20 protein-coding genes are annotated in these 15762 nt (G+C 61.5%); 6 read left to right on the top strand and 14 right to left on the bottom strand.

From position 1 onward, the window contains the following. Positions 1–230: 230 nt before the first annotated feature. From AC07U4_RS19775 to AC07U4_RS19805, 7 genes are all read right to left on the bottom strand, one after another. Complete coding sequence (locus tag AC07U4_RS19775) at positions 231–473, bottom strand: hypothetical protein (protein ID WP_495196687.1); 243 nt, start codon at positions 471–473, stop codon at positions 231–233. 351 nt (positions 474–824) lie between these two features. Continuing rightward, positions 825–1145: a DUF4189 domain-containing protein gene (locus tag AC07U4_RS19780; RefSeq protein ID WP_495196759.1), complete on the bottom strand. Its 321-nt coding sequence runs from the start codon at positions 1143–1145 to the stop codon at positions 825–827. A gap of 334 nt (positions 1146–1479) precedes the next feature. Then, a complete protein-coding gene (locus AC07U4_RS19785; RefSeq protein ID WP_495196688.1) occupies positions 1480–1956 on the bottom strand; it encodes a VOC family protein in 477 nt (158 codons plus the stop codon). 30 nt (positions 1957–1986) lie between these two features. Further along, the gene (locus AC07U4_RS19790; RefSeq protein ID WP_495196689.1) at positions 1987–3516 is read right to left on the bottom strand and encodes an ArnT family glycosyltransferase; all 1530 of its coding nucleotides are present in this window, start codon (positions 3514–3516) and stop codon (positions 1987–1989) included. Then, positions 3513–4250, bottom strand: a complete 738-nt coding sequence (locus tag AC07U4_RS19795; protein ID WP_495196690.1) for a DUF4386 domain-containing protein — start codon at positions 4248–4250, stop codon at positions 3513–3515. Before AC07U4_RS19795 ends, AC07U4_RS19790 begins: the two co-directional genes overlap by 4 nt. Further along, positions 4243–4656: a DUF6326 family protein gene (locus tag AC07U4_RS19800; RefSeq protein ID WP_495196691.1), complete on the bottom strand. Its 414-nt coding sequence runs from the start codon at positions 4654–4656 to the stop codon at positions 4243–4245. The genes AC07U4_RS19795 and AC07U4_RS19800 overlap by 8 nt, the downstream gene beginning before the upstream one ends. A gap of 162 nt (positions 4657–4818) precedes the next feature. After that, positions 4819–5331, bottom strand: a complete 513-nt coding sequence (locus AC07U4_RS19805) for a PadR family transcriptional regulator (RefSeq protein WP_495196692.1) — start codon at positions 5329–5331, stop codon at positions 4819–4821. Between the two features lie 53 nt (positions 5332–5384). Here AC07U4_RS19805 and AC07U4_RS19810 point away from each other — a divergent pair, with 53 nt between their 5' ends. After that, positions 5385–6698 (top strand): hypothetical protein, encoded by a 1314-nt coding sequence (locus AC07U4_RS19810; protein WP_495196693.1) that lies wholly within the window; start codon positions 5385–5387, stop codon positions 6696–6698. A 121-nt stretch (positions 6699–6819) separates the two neighbouring features. On the opposite strand, the gene AC07U4_RS19815 is transcribed toward AC07U4_RS19810, so the two are convergent. After that, on the bottom strand, positions 6820–7614 hold the full coding sequence (locus tag AC07U4_RS19815; RefSeq protein WP_495196694.1) for a hypothetical protein: 795 nt from the start codon (positions 7612–7614) through the stop codon (positions 6820–6822). A 118-nt stretch (positions 7615–7732) separates the two neighbouring features. Beyond that, entirely contained in the window at positions 7733–8566 is an 834-nt protein-coding gene (locus AC07U4_RS19820) for an AraC family transcriptional regulator (RefSeq protein WP_495196695.1), read from the bottom strand. Positions 8567–8668: 102 nt separating this feature from the next. Here AC07U4_RS19820 and AC07U4_RS19825 point away from each other — a divergent pair, with 102 nt between their 5' ends. Continuing rightward, positions 8669–9868 (top strand): FAD-dependent monooxygenase, encoded by a 1200-nt coding sequence (locus AC07U4_RS19825; RefSeq protein ID WP_495196696.1) that lies wholly within the window; start codon positions 8669–8671, stop codon positions 9866–9868. 356 nt (positions 9869–10224) lie between these two features. Here AC07U4_RS19825 and AC07U4_RS19830 read toward each other — a convergent pair whose 3' ends face one another. Beyond that, positions 10225–10884: an MBL fold metallo-hydrolase gene (locus AC07U4_RS19830; RefSeq protein WP_495196697.1), complete on the bottom strand. Its 660-nt coding sequence runs from the start codon at positions 10882–10884 to the stop codon at positions 10225–10227. 56 nt (positions 10885–10940) lie between these two features. Continuing rightward, positions 10941–11672, bottom strand: a complete 732-nt coding sequence (locus AC07U4_RS19835) for an SDR family oxidoreductase (protein ID WP_495196698.1) — start codon at positions 11670–11672, stop codon at positions 10941–10943. Positions 11673–11764: 92 nt separating this feature from the next. Between AC07U4_RS19835 and AC07U4_RS19840 the strand changes: the two genes are divergently transcribed. Continuing rightward, a complete protein-coding gene (locus AC07U4_RS19840; RefSeq protein ID WP_495196699.1) occupies positions 11765–12193 on the top strand; it encodes a MarR family winged helix-turn-helix transcriptional regulator in 429 nt (142 codons plus the stop codon). Positions 12194–12346: 153 nt separating this feature from the next. Here the strand turns inward: AC07U4_RS19840 and AC07U4_RS19845 are convergent, their stop codons facing one another. After that, a complete protein-coding gene (locus tag AC07U4_RS19845) occupies positions 12347–12931 on the bottom strand; it encodes a TetR/AcrR family transcriptional regulator (protein WP_495196700.1) in 585 nt (194 codons plus the stop codon). Between the two features lie 74 nt (positions 12932–13005). Between AC07U4_RS19845 and AC07U4_RS19850 the strand changes: the two genes are divergently transcribed. The 3 genes from AC07U4_RS19850 to AC07U4_RS19860 all read left to right on the top strand — a co-directional run bounded on the left by AC07U4_RS19850 (position 13006) and on the right by AC07U4_RS19860 (position 14586). After that, the gene (locus AC07U4_RS19850; protein ID WP_495196701.1) at positions 13006–13413 is read left to right on the top strand and encodes a VOC family protein; all 408 of its coding nucleotides are present in this window, start codon (positions 13006–13008) and stop codon (positions 13411–13413) included. Between the two features lie 265 nt (positions 13414–13678). Beyond that, complete coding sequence (locus tag AC07U4_RS19855; protein WP_495196702.1) at positions 13679–14089, top strand: VOC family protein; 411 nt, start codon at positions 13679–13681, stop codon at positions 14087–14089. Positions 14090–14211: 122 nt separating this feature from the next. Beyond that, positions 14212–14586 carry a VOC family protein gene (locus AC07U4_RS19860; protein WP_495196703.1) on the top strand — a complete coding sequence of 125 codons (375 nt, stop codon included), beginning with the start codon at positions 14212–14214 and terminating at the stop codon, positions 14584–14586. 246 nt (positions 14587–14832) lie between these two features. On the opposite strand, the gene AC07U4_RS19865 is transcribed toward AC07U4_RS19860, so the two are convergent. After that, entirely contained in the window at positions 14833–15462 is a 630-nt protein-coding gene (locus AC07U4_RS19865; RefSeq protein WP_495196704.1) for a TetR/AcrR family transcriptional regulator, read from the bottom strand. 33 nt (positions 15463–15495) lie between these two features. Further along, positions 15496–15732: a hypothetical protein gene (locus tag AC07U4_RS19870; protein WP_495196705.1), complete on the bottom strand. Its 237-nt coding sequence runs from the start codon at positions 15730–15732 to the stop codon at positions 15496–15498. Positions 15733–15762: the final 30 nt, after the last annotated feature.

The raw sequence follows: 15762 nt of genomic DNA on the forward strand, positions 1-15762 counted from the left end.
GAGAGCCCAAGCAGAAAGGGCCTTGTACCCTCCTGCCAGAGGAGCTTCCCAGCCTCAAGGGCAGCAGCAACGTATGTGCTCCGTCAATAATGGATCCGCGACATATTTGGTGCCTTGCTGAGACATTCTCTTGCGGACCGTGCCCAAGCCTGGCACTCGGCGAGACGCATAGGCTGACATGCTTGGGCGATAGATACTTGTCAGCTCGAACCCGGACCTCGTGCCGCACGCTACCGCCGCAGCCAAAGGCCGAGATGATGGATGAGCCGCCATTCACCAGCGCTGCGCACCAGATAGACCTTGACCTCGTTGCCGACGTGCGGGGCCAGCCGCAGCGTGTTGGCCCCGCCAAGCCATGATGACGACGTGACAATGTTGCGCTCGCCGGTGAAGTGCAAATCTCGCTTGTCGGGCTCCAGCCAGCCCTTTTCGATCGCCCCGACAGTGAGGGCGATGGTCCAGTGACCAGTCAACAGCCTCTATCCTCGGGCCGGGTAGGAGGTTTCGTGCCGTTCGGAAACCGCCGTCACGAGCCCCGTGGCGATCAGGTCGGCGACCGCTCCCAGTTCGGCGTCGCTCATCGGCGGCACCTCCGCCCGGACCGGCGCGCCCGGGCAGACCAGCAGGGCCGCCGTGACCGCGACAGCCCGTCGTTAACCCCATCGATCGTTCATGCTGTCAATATCGTGAAACCGAGGGGTTGAATCCGCCACGCTCATCGTTTTTGGCAACCCCAACGACAACCCCGATATAATCGCAAAGCGGTTAAATCGTCACAATGCGGAAAATAGATTGCAAACTCATATTTTATGACTACGAATAATCTATAAAGCGCTAAATGGTGTACTACAATCTGAGTACTTGATCACGCATTCGCTGTCACCCGACTGACATTGCGCCATCGCAGATCTCTCCGCCGCCCACTTGGTCTTTGCGCCCCTGAACAGTATTTTGCTCTTTCCCAATGCCATGGCGACACATCCGTTCGCCAGGGAGATCTCGACGGAACACGCAGATCCTCCATTGGCCTTGCAATGTCGCAGAGCTTCGGATCCGGCACCATCGGCGGTAAGCAATCCTGTGGAAACGCCCAATATCATTTTGGCTTTATCAAGCGCCACTGCCTGCCACTGATCCCGCTGCATGACGGGAGGGCGAGAAGACGATCCGCTCTGACCGCCATTATAGCCGGGAATAGGGACGCAGCTCCGCCAACCCTGGCCCTGTTGGGGGTATTGTCCAGCAGGGCAGCCTTGTTCGGCATGTGCCACATGGGATATCGGGAGGGTCGCCAGCAGAGCGATGAATAATAGAAGATGCCTCACGCTGTTCTCCTGTTCACAGGGTAGGCCGGCAACGGGTTTCCAAAGCGATCACATCCATGGCTTACGATCGGCTTTATGAAAATCCCAGTCTGCCGGTTGAGTCCCGGCATGCCCGGCAATGTGTGCATCCGCCAAAAACTGACGCCGTCGAACATCATGCAAGACGTTCGCCGATATCGATCCGGTTGCCGTCGGCGTCGGCGAACACGAAGGCGCGCTGACCGTAATCCTTGTCGGTCAATCGCTTGATGATCCTGACGCCTTCCGCCTCGCACCGCACATACAGCGCCGCGGCATCGCTGACGAAGATGTGCATCACGTTGACGGTCGACGCCTTGTGGTCCGGCTTCCGGCTCAGGTGGATTTCGGCCTCGTCCTTCTTCAGGACCATAAACCCGACCGGATCGCCGTTCTCGAACACCTTTGCAAAGCCCAGGACGCGCGCATAGAAATCGTGCGCGGCCGCGATGTCCCGCACGCAGATGCCGGGCGCGGCACGACCGAAGGCGATGTCGGATATGGCGGACGGTGCCATGCTTCTCTTCCATGTCAGGCAGGGGCGGCGGTGCGCTTGCCGGGTCAGGAGCGGTGTCCGTCGTGGTTTCGTGCCGGTGATCGGCCGATCCGTCAAGGTGGTGGGCTCGATACTGCGTCGAGCGACCTAAGAGTAAAGCTTGAGGCGCGGCCACAATTCGGTCAGCGGCGGCTTCACACCTTCGCACAGGGCGATGACCTTACCGTTCTCGAACGCCATCGCGTAGCGTGAGCTGGTAATGCCGAGCAGCGTCGCCCTGCGGCAATAAGGCTTCAGTCCCTCCATGTCGTCCTGCACGGACAGCACATTGGTCGGGTGCTGTCCGCGCAATCCCCAAAGGTAATATTGATTGTGGCCACTGAGCGTCGGGGGCAGCCCCCGGCCGTAGAGATCAAGTGCTGCGGCCTCGCCATAGTTATCGACCTTGATCGCCGTGGCCGCGCGTTCGCCGACAGGGATACGGCGCCATGCCGCCTCCACCTGATGCACGTAATCGTGCCAACCGAGCTGATCGGCCATGACCTGCGGCAGCACCGTACCCTTGAAGCTGCGCTCCTGCTGCTGGGGGGCGATCCCGAGCCGTTGAATATAGGCTTCGAGCATGGGCGGCGCGAGGATCGGCAGCGCCATCGGTGCTGCCAGCGCCGAGAAGACCAGCGCTGCCGTCAGCGCGATCCCGGTGGAAAACCTGCCGATGCCCGTCCGCATCCGCGGCGCAAGCGCCACGGCACCGATCGCGAACAGCATCGGATAGAGCGGCGACAGGTAATAATCCTTGCCGTGGCCCAGACGGACGATGGCCACGACCGCGATCGCCCCGATCACGAGGAAGCGGAGATCGCGTAGGCGCGGAACCACAAATGGCGCGATCAGTCCCGTGATCCACAGCGGTGCGAAGGCCGGGTTCATGACCATGATCTGGTTGGCGATGAAAGGCAGCAGCGGGATGTCGGCGTTCTTGCCTGCGGCTGACAGCCCGAGTTCGAGAAACGGGAAACCGTGCGCATATTGCCAGATGAACGACGGCAGCGCGATCACCGCCGCGAGCGCCGCGCCGATCCAGAAGGCGGGGCGCAGCAGCAGCCGGCGCTCGGGGGTCAGGATCAGGCCGATGGTCAGGCCGATCACCCAGAACAGCATCGCATATTTGATCTGCAACGCCACCCCGGCGACCACGCCGGCGGCGATCAACACGCGGTCGTCGCCCCCACGCCCGGCCTTGACCAGCAGATAGGCGACGACGGTCCAGGCCAGCGGGTCGAAGGCCGACGTGTTCAGCGTTGCCACGATTCCCATGAGCATCGGCGCGATCGCGCAGGCCAGCCCGGCTATCGCCTCGGCGGTCCGCCCTCCGTCCAGCAACCGGGCGAAGCGCATCCCCAGCCACACCAGCGCGCCGGCGGCAATGGCGGTCGGCACGCGCAGCCCCCAGGCACCGAGGCCCAGCCGGTAGAGCGATGCCGCCATCAGCGGCACCGCCGGTGGCTGATCGACATAGCCGAATGCGGGATGCTGACCGCAGACGATGAAATAGAGCTCGTCGCGGAACAGATCGTAGCGTCCGCCCAGTGCGAGGTGGAAGGCGAAAACGATCAGCGCCGCTAACGATGCTGAAGTGCCAGGCGATCGGCAACGCGCAGGAAGGCCGCCGCTCACACGTTTACCCCCGTCGGTGCAAGCTCGGCCGTTCGCGTCGCGGTCCCGGACCTTCGCGTTCCGAACACAAGCAGCCAGAACGCCAGCGCCGCCTCGCCGATCAGCGTCGGATCCATGAGGTGCGGCGATAGCATCCGGGCGAACGCCGGTGCTGCCAGATCGGCGACGCCGTTGAAGATGTAGCAGGCTCCGGCCAGCACCATCAGCGCGCCGATCGCCTTGGGAAGGAAGCCGCTGCGCCAAACCAGCCAGCCCAGCATCAGACAGTAGACGCCGAAGAATAGCAGGCTGACGTCGTAGCCGTCGCCATGCACCTTGAGCGCGACCAGTACGGCAGCGTCGCGCTGTTGTGCTCCCAGCGCGGCCAGATAGGGTGACGTGGGAAGCAGCCGTAGCGGAGCGAGCAGCAGCAGGGTATCCGCCGCGAGTATGGCTATGCCGATAAGGCTGAAGGCTGCCGCCATCCGCGATACGCCCGCATGGATGGAGCGGAACATGTCGAGGAACAGCGTCGTCACGCCGACATAGCACGCCAGCATCGCCAGATCGGCGATCAGGCCGGCTCGGAACAGCGGCTCATTGGCAAGGATGGCGCGTGCCGTCGCGGCAGCGTCGCTGCCGACGACTAACGATCCGCGCGCGCCTATCTCGGCGAAGAGGCCGAATACGATCGTGCCAAGGTAGAGCGCACCTGCGAGCCGGGCTGGCGTGGAAGAAGGTGCGACCTCAGCCACCGCGAGCCTCGCCGGGCCAGCGGATCGCGATGACGGTGATCGTCAGCGTCAGCGCCATCTCGATCATGGCAAGCACCTTGTAGAACGGTTCGGAACCGGGAAGGCTGATCGCCATGATCGCGGTATAGAACACGCCGAGCACGATGCACGCCCACCGGCAGACCCGCGTCGGCAGCAGCAGCGACAGCGCAACCATCAGGCTCGGGACAGCCATCATCAGCGATACGCCCGTAAGGACGCCGGGCGTGGCGTGACCGAGCGGCCCCATGTTGCCGTGGTTCATGTCCGCCAGCGTGCCCACGACATAGAGGCCGAAATAGTCGCCGTAGATGTAACAGAACATCGTCGACGCCCAGAGCGCTGACAGTTTCACCTTCGTCGGCGCTCGATATTCTTCCAGGCTCACCTGCCCCCCCCCCAAAAAAAGTGTATTGTAGCGGTAACACGGTGTCGCAGGGGGCGCAACGATCGTCAGTGGCGGCGGATCTCAAGCAGTTCGATCCCCAGTGAAAACAAGATCGGCGCCGCTCGAGTTTCCAACGATCCCGTCTGTTCATGGCGCGGGCTGTCATCGCCACCGTTCTATCTGCCGCAAGCGGTCACGCTGATGCTCCAGCGCCAGTTCGATCCGGATCGCCTCGACAGGATCGAGGCCCGACACATGGCTTTCGATCAAGGCAATCTGCTGTTCGATATGCGCTTGAACGTCGGATAGCAGCGCGTTTTTTTCGGGATCGGGCAGCAAAAACCAGATGCCGGCTCGCAGGCGGAAGGGGTCTACTCCGCTACTGGAGGACAGCACGGGGTCGCGAGCCCACTTCATTAATGCCTCCCGCCCCATCGGCGTCAGCGCCAAGCTCCGGGTTTTGCGGCCTCCCGTCGGCTCCGACGCGGAGAGCAGCCCTTCCCCTTCAAGCCGCCGGACGGCGGGATAGACAGCGCCGGCACTCCCCCTCCATTCAAGGGAAAAGGACTCGGCGAAAGCCCGGCGCACATGGAACGCAGTGCGGTGTCCGCGATGCTCGATCTCGGACAAGATCGCACCTTCGAGTTCGGTAAGGCTGCGCCCCTCGACTCCCATTGCCATTCTCCTCGGTTTGTTTGATGGTACGAATCGTACTGTGGAGTGTCCAGATGCGCTATCCGCCTATCATCGCCGCTGCCTTGAGCGTTCTCGCCGTACCGGCCAGCACGATGGCCTCCGGCCCTCAGCAGGTTGCTCCAGCACGGCCCGTAAAGCAGTTCGACAATGACAGGTTGATCGAGGCCTATAAGCAGTCGATCAGCGACGCATCTCACGGTCGCTATATCGATGCGTCTTTTGGTCTCCTCCGGAAGCTGGGGATCGAGCGCGCGGACGAGACCGCCGATCCCGATATCGTCGATCAGTGGGCGCAGGTCATGTCCACGATGACGGGCGTTCCCACCTTTAACAGCGCCAAAGGCTCTGACTTTCGTGTGCCGCAAGATCAGGTCGCGGAGCTTAAAGCATCGAGAGGTGACCCAGCCATTCGAGAAATCGTCAAACGCGCGCGCAATACCCAGATCGTCATTCTCGATGAAAACCACCTCGATCCTCGCGGCAGGGCATTCGGTTTGGAGGTCGCACGCGCGCTGCGCCCACTAGGCTATACCGTCCTTGCCGTTGAAGCCTTGAAGCGCGTGGACGACGATGATGAAGCGCGGCAGAAGATGGCGCAGCTACTGGCTGACGGGTATCCCCGTCAATCGAGCGGCTATTACCTCGATGATCCTGTGTTCGCCGATTTCATCAGGCAGTCGCTCGCCTTGGGGTATCGGCCCATCACCTACGAGAAGATCAGAACTGACTATTCGAAGGACGCCAAGGTGGCGCAGGAGCAGCGCGAGCAGGATCAGGCTGATAACATCGTCAATCGCGCCGTTCGGGCATTTCCCAACACCAAAATCCTTATCTACGCGGGCGAGCATCATGCGGCAGAGCGACCAATCGCGGCCGAGGGCGGAACGCTGCCCATGATGGCGGGCCTGCTCAGGCGCGCGACCGGCATCGATCCGTTGACGATCGATCAAGCCGGACTTTCACCGATCCCAATGAACCGGCCTGATGTCGACCTTTATAAGATTGCGGCGTCGAAGGCCGTCCATCAATCAGTCGTTCTTATGGCGCGCGGTAAGCCGGTGACGGTCGGGCTGCTGGCCGGATCGGTTGACCTGCAAGTCGTCCATCCACCCGTCCGAATGCTTCACTGGCGACCGGATTGGTTGGCTGGCATGGCACGTCACTCCGCATCCATCCCGCCCACGCTTTTGCCGTCCTCCGGCACGCGCCTCGTGCAGGCGTTCATCGCTTCGGAAGGCAAGGACGCGATCCCGGTCGATCAGGTTCTCGTGACCCATGGTAAGCGTGCGCCTACACTCCTATTGCCCAAGGAACGGGTACGCTATGCCGTGCAGGCCGTCCCATAATTTGGTTCGCGACGGGTTTTGGGAAAGCAATTCGATCCTTGTGGGACTGCGCGAGCCTCCTCGCTCGCCGCTCCTCTGCCGGGCGGCGTTAGCCGTTCGAAGCCGATATTAGCCTCGGGTGTCAGACTTGCGCCTGCGAATGGCGGTAAGCGAGCGCGGCGGACCAAGCCAAGGTCGGAACCAGGGCGACAGCTAGCCCGATGTTCTTGCCGAGTGGAACGATTGCGAGATGTGCGACCAGAAACATCAAGCCGAAGCCGCCCATCGCACGCAGCCCGGTCGCAGCGAGGACGGCACTGGGGCCATCGCCGATCCGGGGACGCAAGACGAAGATCAACACCACAAACACAATCGGAAAGGTAGCCAGAACGCCTGTAACGCTCGGGCCGACCATCGCACTCACTCCAAGGACGCTGGCCACGAACACCGCCACGGCAAGCGCGCGCCCCACAAGATCGGATCGGGTAGCCCGCAGGCGTGAGGCGTGCTGCCGTCCAACCGACACGATCGCCCGCGTCACCCAGAGGCCAACGACAAAGGTCGCTACGTTCAGCGCGAGCGCGGTTAGCGCAGACCAGTGAACGGCCTGGATGATCGACGCGGCCACCAACCAAACGAGTACCGCCGGAAGCAAGGCTTCAAAGCGGCCGCGTCCGGTCGCGATCCGGGCATAGGTCGCCAGGAAGAGAATGGTTGCGGCGTTGGCGGCGAAGCTGCCCAAGGCGCTTGCCGAGACGAAATCAGCGGAATGGTTCAGGGCCAGGAAAATGTATGTCGGCCCCGCCGATACAGGCAGGCTCGCCGCCAAGGCTCCGATCACCGGCCCTACGGCCTCCGCGATCACCGATGCCATGACGACGACGGCCGCCGTGACTGCCGCCCTGAGAAAGAAACCGGTTAACCCGTCGACACCCATCCGTTCGCTTAAAGTCGCAAGTCGGAAATTACACAAGGCGGTTTCGACCTGGTACTGTCCGTCATCCGGACAATCGCTACTGTTCCTATATATGATCCCAGTGGGAACGCCCCGGCATTTAACGTGGATGGCGTTCCGCCATGTAGCGGCGCGGCGAGGTGCCCAACCTACTGGTGAACATGGTCGTGAAGCTCGGCACGCTGTCATAGCCGAGTTCGCCGGCAACCTGCTGGATCGACGCGCCGCCCGCGAGTCGCTCAACGGCGCGTACGATGCTCAGTTGTTGCCGCCAGCGCCCGAAGCTCATACCCGTCTGCCGGCGCATCGTGCGGCACAAGGTGCGCTCGCTCATCCCGAGCTGCGCTGCCCAGCTCGCGATCGTACCGCGTGCCGCCGGTTCCCGCAGCATCGACGTCGCCATGCGCCACAGGCGCGGATCAGTCGGCATCGGCAGATGCAGCGTCTCGACCGGAGCGCTTGCCAGTTCGTCGAGCAGCACGCCGAACAGGCGATCTGCCGCGCCGCCTTGCTCATAGTGCGCGGGCAGATGCGCGGAGCGGACCAGCACCTCTCGCAGCAGCGGCGTAACGGCGATCGCGCAGCACCTTTGTGGCAGCCCCTTCGTCACCCCCGGATCGATGAAGGCGTTGCAGCCTTCGAGTGTGCCCGTCGCCTTGATGCCATGCGCGACACCACCCGGTATCCACAGCGCGCTGCCGGGCGGGACGATCCACACCCCGCCCTCAATCTCGCAGCTCAGTGCACCGCGCTGCACGAACATCAGCTGCCCCCGACGATGAACGTGCGGATCCATTTCCAGTTCGTCGACGTCGGTCACGACGAAACCCATCGTCACGACAGGCGGGGGCAGCACGTCCGGGTCGATCCAGTCGGCACCGGCCAGCGATGGGTCGAGCATCGGCATGGCGGCCAGCATCGTCGTTCCGGCCATCGTTTGGCAAGAACGAATAAGAAGATGGCACGGAGCAGGAATGTGGCCACACCCGCTCCCCGCTATATCTTGCGGGAGAAGAACGGCTCGGGACACCGATCGATGACCAGCAGAAACAAGATCCTTATCTGTGGTGCCGGTATCGCCGGCCCCGCCTGCGCCTGGTGGCTGCACCGCTACGGCTATGAGGTCGTCATCGCCGAGAAGGCGCGCGCGCTGCGTGACGGCGGCCAGAACGTCGATATCAAGGGCGCTGGCCAGACGGTGATCGAGCGCATGGGGTTGGGCGAGCGGATCGATGCCTTGGGCACAGGCGAGCGCGGGCAGAAGTTCCTCGACGCCGATGGCCGGGTCATTGCGGCGCTGCCGCGCGGCGCCTTCGGCTGCCTGACCAGCGACTATGAGATTTTGCGCGGCGACCTCGCCTCGGTGATGTTCGAGGCGACGCGGGAGAACTGCGATTACCGCTTCGGCACGGCCGTCACGGACCTGGTGGACATGGCGGACGGCATCGCCGCCACCTTCGCCGACGGGCACGTCGAGAGGTTCGCGGCGGTTATCTGTGCAGAGGGGATCGGATCGACGACCCGGGCCATGGTGCTGCGCGATGAGACCGGCTTCCGTCATCTCGGCGCGACGATGGCCTTCTTCCGCATCCCGGCCCGACCCGAGGATGATGGATGGGCGCATACGGTGAATGCGGCCGGTGGGACTTATTTGACCTTGAGGCCGGGCCGCGCGGGAGAAACCACCGTGCTGATCACCTTTCCATCCGGCAATACCGATGGGGCGGCTGATAGCCCGGCCGGGCGCAAGGCTTCGCTGCGGCGGGCGCTGATCGGACGCGGCAGTGTCGCCGAACGCGTCGCCGCCCAACTGGACGGTGTTGACGATCTCTACGCCGGTCCGATGAGCCAAGTGCAGATGTCCCGCTGGTCGAGGGGGCGCTTTGTCCTGCTCGGCGACGCGGCTTACTGCCCCACACCGTTCACCGGGGCCGGGTGTGCATTGGCACTGGTCGGTGCCTATGTGCTGGCGGGCGAGATGGCCCGCCATGCCGATTACTCGCAGGCGTTTGCCGCCTACGAGGCGTCGGTGCGCCCCTATGCCGAGGAAACTCAACGACAACTCAATCCCGCCGTCATCCGACTGTTCCACCCGCGCAGCCGTGCTGGCATCGCCCTGACCCATGGTTTCGAGCGGCTGATCGCCAGTCGACCGGTAGAAGCGCTGCTGCGCCCCAGCGGCGCCGCCCGCGTGCGTCGCGTAGCCGACGACTTCGCGCTCCCTACGTATCCGTAGCTCTGCCGGGCCAAAGTTGAAGCGGGTTTCGCCGTCCATTGATGAGGTTATCGATCGCATCTTCGCTCCCCTTTACGTCAGGTCGCAACTAGGGCGCCCGATCGACGAACCATTTGCACGCGGCCTGGTTGAGCGGGCGCTGGTAAGAATAGCGCAGTAGGCCGACCAACGCTTCCAGGCAGCTTCGTGCGTGCGCGAAGCTGGCGTCGCACGAACCTATTCCATTTCCCCAACATCCGATGGCGACGACCCGGCCGTCTCGCCGGTAAGTCTCGATCAAGAACAATCCGAGCGTCCCGATCACCGTTCTTTTGTTTATCACACTTGGCGAACAACGAGATGGATAAAGTCGGTTGTTAAGCGTTTTCGCCGGCTTTGAGGCGTCCAACTATCTCCAGGACTCTGGTTCGAGCTGACAGTCGGTCGCTCAAAATCACGCGCTGTTCCCCGCGCATTGACACCCAAGGAATTAGAACATCGAAGTCCATCTCCGCGACGGCTTCCAAGCTGGAGATGTATCGCTGGCGGTCGCTTTCACCAAGAACGACAGCTTCCCAACGGCCGTTGTGATTCCAGATCATATCACCGCTGAACAGCACTCTATGATCGGCGCAGGTCCAGAGGAACATGGAAAATCCCCGCGTATGCCCAGGCGTGGAAACGATCTCGACCGCATGATCGCGATCCATGTAACTCGATAAGTCCGCGACTTTCGGCATCGATGCCTTGGTCTGAGACAGGTCGGCCGTCGCCACGTAAGCGGCTACGTCCAGTCGGGGCGCCTTGTACATCGCCTCGTGCCAATGGCTCATGAGGAGGGCGGATGGTGTGGCCAGCGCAACGATGGCGTTCCTGTCTTGAGACAAGCCGGGCGAATTGTATATGCAGGTGAGACGGTCGCTAGTCTGGATCAGGTACGACCGCACCTCAACGCCTTGCATAAAGGGTAGGTCCGCGGGTTCTGCGGCATAAAGGCCCGGTAGCGAATTTTCCCCGTTCGATACTTCGCGAAGCATTTCTCTCTCCAGAAGAAAGCAGGTGCGCCGCAGGTCCTGACCTGGCCCGCCGTCGTTCAGCCCTCGAATGTGCCGCCGTATTTCTTCGGTACGATGTCGGCCTGCTTCTCGCCTGACCGCACGAGTTCGAGGATCTTATCCGCGACCTGTTCGGGCTGCTGACGATCGGCTTCGTGCGGAGCTTCCATCTTCCTGGCCGACTCCGACCCCGCTTTGATCGAAGCCACCATTTCCGTCTCGGTGATGAAGGGGTACATCACGGATACCGCGATGTTGACATCCTCAAGCTCGATCCGGGCCACCCCCGACACCGTGCTCAACGCGGCTTTGGTCGCACTGTAGGCGGCGCTTTCAGCAAGCGGATGAAACCAGATCCCGGAACTCACATTGACAATGCACCCGGCCCCTTGCTCACGCATGGCCGGAATGACGTGTTGCATCATGACGAGCGGTGCCAGAACATTCAGCTCGAAGATGTCCCGAAAGTCATCAGCCTCGATCTCCTCGATCGGAGCATTAAGTGCCTGCCCGGCACAATTGATCAAAATATCTATGCGGCCGTGGGCCTTCAGCGTTTCCTCGATCGCTCGATCGACCTGATCCCGAACCGTCACATCGCAGCGGATCGCAACCGCACCCTCCAACTCTCCGGCAAGGTTGTTGATCCGATCTTCGCGGCGGGCGAGCAAGATCACTTTTGCTCCGGCAGCGGACAAAGCGCGCGCGGTTGCCGCGCCGATACCAGAGGACGCTCCAGTGACGATAGCGACCGAGCCTCTCGTTTCCATGCTCTAGTTCCTTGTTTCTGGTTTAGCGTTCCCTCAGGTAATCCCCGTATTACCTATCACATGATAGCTATTGGTCAAGGGTAGGAGCATCGATGGACGAAGCAGAGGCACAGAGGCTGTTTGAGCTAGCCGATTTGGTACATGGAATTAGCCGGCAGCTACCGGCCCCCCGGTCTCTCGAGCCGGGGGTGTGCACACCAATTGAAATCCACGTTATGCGATGCATCTCGCAGATGCCGGGAAGCGCAGCGAGCATAGTTTCGCGGGCTTCGCGCCTTCCTTCGAGTAACTTCGCTAGAGTGCTGCGCGGACTTGAGATGAAGGGGCTGGTACAACGCAAAACAAACGATCAGGATGGCCGCGTTGTAAATCTCTATCTAACGGATCTAGCTACGCAGAACTTTATTAAGATGCGAGATGCGTGGAGTAAAGCCCTTGGTGGTATTATAGATGACCCCTCTGAAATCGAGGTGGTCAATAAGACTCTTCATCTTATCGAACAGGCGCTCCTTAGTCGCTAATCCGCCAGAGTTTCAATGTCGAGATCCGCGTCTTTTCGGACCGAACGCGAGATAGAACCAGACTCTCGATTCAGCATCTTAATGGCAGAGCGCAGCCCCTCTTTACTCGTCGCTACCAATCTGTAACCGACCTAGATCGCCGGGTAACCTGCGTTACGACAAGCAACGTCGCGCGGTGATCGCGATCGCTCGGAGATCTGCCAGAGACGCGTCATCTCTGGCTTGCACGGCGATCCCCTGAAGGACGGCACACAAAAAGACCGCGATCTCGTTGCATCGATGGCGAGGCAGCCAATGGCCGAGTTCTTCAGTAAACCGGTATGCCAACGCGGTGCGCCGACCCTCCACTTCCGCCGCAAGATCATCGTGATCCGGGTGACTGGTCAATAACCCGATGGAGATCATGCAGCCGCGTTCGTCCGCTTGTCCTGCAACGGTTAAGATCGCTCGTTCAAACATTGCGGCCACTGCATGTTCGAGAGCAATGCCCTGACTGCCATCTTCGATCAGGCTCAGCGGCGTGAGCTCCGCGTAGCGTTCGAGCGCCTCGCGATACAGTCCGGCCTTGCTTCCGAAAGCGGCGTAGATGCTAGGAGGCGCGACGCCGATCGCCTCGGTCAGCATGGCGAGCGATACCCCCTCATAGCCATGCCGGCGGAAAAGCCGCATGGCCGTTTCCACCGCCATGGCGCGATCGAAGCCCCGCGGGCGGCCACCCTTTTTCGACACCTTATCCATAGCGACTGATAAAAAACCTTGACCAAGCCCCGTCAAGCGCGCTGTTGTGTATCGATCGATAAAAAAGGTGCATTATGATCCTCAAGACCTATGCCAGGATGTTTTCGGACGATTGCGATGCGACCCTGTCGATGCTCGAGCGGCTTCACGGCCGAAAGCCGCATATCCGCTTCCGGTTCGGTGAATGGGAGCTGGGAGGTATCGGTGACATGCTCGTCGTCGCTGGCACAAAGGAGGCACTGGCCCCGATACGCGATACACACGGTCCCGTCATCGTGCATGATATCGAGGCAGTCCAAGCCGAGCTTTTAGCGCAAGGCGCTGTCATCACGACGCCGCTAACCGATGTGCCGACCGGACGCATGCTCTACGCCCGCCACGCCGATGGACTGCACGTTGAATATGTCCAGTGGACGGACGAAATGGTGGAACGCTTCATCCGCATGCCTCAGCGCGAAGGGCGCCTTTCCTCGGAACTGTAGGGGCCTCGGCAAAACGCCATCACCGGCGGGAAAAGCCGCAAGGCTGCTTGAACCGCCATGAAGGCCGCCTAAATTGCGAATCGCCTAAAAAGACAGCGATGCAGGTATGGTGACAACCTGCGGTCTCTTCGGAGACAGTCACGCTTGAGCGGGTGATGCCGCTCTTGGCCATGGCCGGACACAGCGAGGATTAGCCTCGTGCGTGACCGGTCGTCGTTGTCTGACCGCGATCGGCCCGTGTCCGTATCACCAACGGAAAGGCACGATGATGAAGCTGAACCACATCAACCTCTACAGCCACGATACCGAAGCCGACCGGGCGATGTTCGAGCAGTATTTCGGTCTGCGCACGCTCGTCGTGCGGGGCAAGAAGATGGCGATCATGCAGGACGACGACGGACTGGTACTGATCGTCAATCACTTCGACAGTAAGCTCGACGGCTTCGACTATCCCAAGCAGCTCGACATTCTCCATATTGGCTTCATCCAGGACTCACGCGAGGCCGTCGATGCGATGCATGCGCGCCTGAGCGGCGATGGTTGGGAGACGCAGCAACCGCATGAGACGCACGGCGCATGGTCTTTCTACTTTCGGGCGAAGGGCGGCTACTTCATCGAGGTGACGACGCTGACCCCCGTCCGCCCCGAGGAAGCGTATCACGGCGACCGGCAGTAAGGTCCGTCTCTGGTCGGCGGAGCCTTCCGCCGACCGTTCTCCACCCCGATGCCGTTCGGAGGGAATGGCGAACGACATGACCAACGACGTTCTGCAGGTAAGAAGCTATTTTCCGGAGACATATGTTCACGCACATCATGATCGGCAGCAACGACCTCGAGCGGTCCGGGGCGTTCTACGACGCCACTTTCACGGCGCTGGGCGGCACGTTTGGCGAAATGGACGACAGAGGCCGGCTGATCTACGTTTACGAGGGCGGCCGACTGATGATCACCCGGCCAATTAACGGCCATCCGGCGACCGCCGGTAATGGCGGAACCATCGGTATTGCCGCGATCAACGCGGACCATGTCCGCGCGTGGTACGAGGCCGGCATCACGCATGGAGGCACGGCAGTCGAAACACCACCTTGCGAGCGCCCGGACGGTGCCTTCGTCGCCTATCTACGCGATCCGGATGGCAACAAGCTCACCGCGCGAACGAAAACGACGCGGTAGCGGCTTTATGATCGGCGACGCGGCACGGCAAAGAAGCCCATGGGTGGCCAACTTCGAGAGCATCTCAGTACTTGTGTCAGCGCGACGGCGTCAATTGCAGGCGCGGCACCGTTCCCAAGCTGCAACACTACATGTGAGGCGTAGCCGAAGGAGCCAGGCTAAATCCCTTTAGCTTGGCACCACCAAGTGGTGGAATCGAAGACACAGGCCTATGTCGCAACAGGATCGGATTTTTGATCGGCGGCATTAACGGATCGGTTCTGTCCGTACCAGCGGCAGGAAGATGGCGTCGACCCACGCCTCTCTCAGGTCTGCCGGCGGGGGCGCGAAGTTCATGATGGCATGATGCCGAAACAAGTCGCCCAGCAACGTAGACACGGGGGCTTCCAGCGCGGAAGGACGAACCTCCTGCCGGGCAACGGCGCGACGTAGAATATGCGTCTCGACCTCCACCTCGCCCCGGGTCAATGCTTCGTGCAAGGATTTGGGGCCGGATCCAACATCCGAGAGATACTCGCTCGTCAGCAACGAAAAGGCTGCAGCAAGGCCGACGGCCCGTGATGACGCGCGATCCAGAAACTCCAGCAGTTCTGACCGCACATCGCCGCGATCGGGTACGTCGAGCGGATATTTCGCCATCTCCTGACGAATGGCGGCCACGGCCAGTTCCGCCTTTCCGGCCCATCGACGCGCGATCACCGGACGGCTCGTTCCCGCACGTTCGGCAACGTCTTCCATCGTCAAGCCGGAATAGCCGTTGTTCGTCAGTTCCATCCAAGCGGCTTCCAGCAGGACACGCTCCAAATCATTTCCGCGCCTTCGTTCCGCCATGACCCAACCTCTAAAAATAAGATGCGCGTATGCATCTTGACTCATGGGCGAAGAGACTAGATGCGTCGCCGCATCTTATCAAGAAGGCTCGATATGCAGGATCATTCCGACACATTGCCGACCCACGCCGATGGACGCCGCGTTCTCATCGTAGGAGCCAGCATCGCCGGACCGGCCGCCGCCTATTGGCTCGATCGCTATGGCTTCCATGTCACGATCCAGACCGTGCGGAAACTCGCGGCCAAGCAGTTGGTCGCCGCTTTTTTCGAAGCAGCGAGGTACGAGCGCCGGTCTGTTCGGTTTTGCGGCGATCACGGGGAAAGAACGGTCTTACGGGGACTGTGT

It is taken from the genome of Sphingomonas sp. GW821-FHT02B09, assembly GCF_059421875.1.

Bases quoted from the DNA above. Each gene is read 5' to 3' on its own strand.
- AC07U4_RS19780 (WP_495196759.1), bottom strand. From the start codon at position 1,145: ATGCAGCGGGATCAGTGGCAGGCAGTGGCGCTTGATAAAGCCAAAATG.
- AC07U4_RS19805 (WP_495196692.1), bottom strand. From the start codon at position 5,331: ATGGGAGTCGAGGGGCGCAGCCTTACCGAACTCGAAGGTGCGATCTTG.
- AC07U4_RS19810 (WP_495196693.1), top strand. From the start codon at position 5,385: ATGCGCTATCCGCCTATCATCGCCGCTGCCTTGAGCGTTCTCGCCGTA.
- AC07U4_RS19815 (WP_495196694.1), bottom strand. From the start codon at position 7,614: ATGGGTGTCGACGGGTTAACCGGTTTCTTTCTCAGGGCGGCAGTCACG.
- AC07U4_RS19820 (WP_495196695.1), bottom strand. From the start codon at position 8,566: ATGGCCGGAACGACGATGCTGGCCGCCATGCCGATGCTCGACCCATCG.
- AC07U4_RS19825 (WP_495196696.1), top strand. From the start codon at position 8,669: ATGACCAGCAGAAACAAGATCCTTATCTGTGGTGCCGGTATCGCCGGC.
- AC07U4_RS19830 (WP_495196697.1), bottom strand. From the start codon at position 10,884: ATGCTTCGCGAAGTATCGAACGGGGAAAATTCGCTACCGGGCCTTTAT.
- AC07U4_RS19835 (WP_495196698.1), bottom strand. From the start codon at position 11,672: ATGGAAACGAGAGGCTCGGTCGCTATCGTCACTGGAGCGTCCTCTGGT.
- AC07U4_RS19840 (WP_495196699.1), top strand. From the start codon at position 11,765: ATGGACGAAGCAGAGGCACAGAGGCTGTTTGAGCTAGCCGATTTGGTA.
- AC07U4_RS19845 (WP_495196700.1), bottom strand. From the start codon at position 12,931: ATGGATAAGGTGTCGAAAAAGGGTGGCCGCCCGCGGGGCTTCGATCGC.
- AC07U4_RS19850 (WP_495196701.1), top strand. From the start codon at position 13,006: ATGATCCTCAAGACCTATGCCAGGATGTTTTCGGACGATTGCGATGCG.
- AC07U4_RS19855 (WP_495196702.1), top strand. From the start codon at position 13,679: ATGATGAAGCTGAACCACATCAACCTCTACAGCCACGATACCGAAGCC.
- AC07U4_RS19860 (WP_495196703.1), top strand. From the start codon at position 14,212: ATGTTCACGCACATCATGATCGGCAGCAACGACCTCGAGCGGTCCGGG.
- AC07U4_RS19865 (WP_495196704.1), bottom strand. From the start codon at position 15,462: ATGAGTCAAGATGCATACGCGCATCTTATTTTTAGAGGTTGGGTCATG.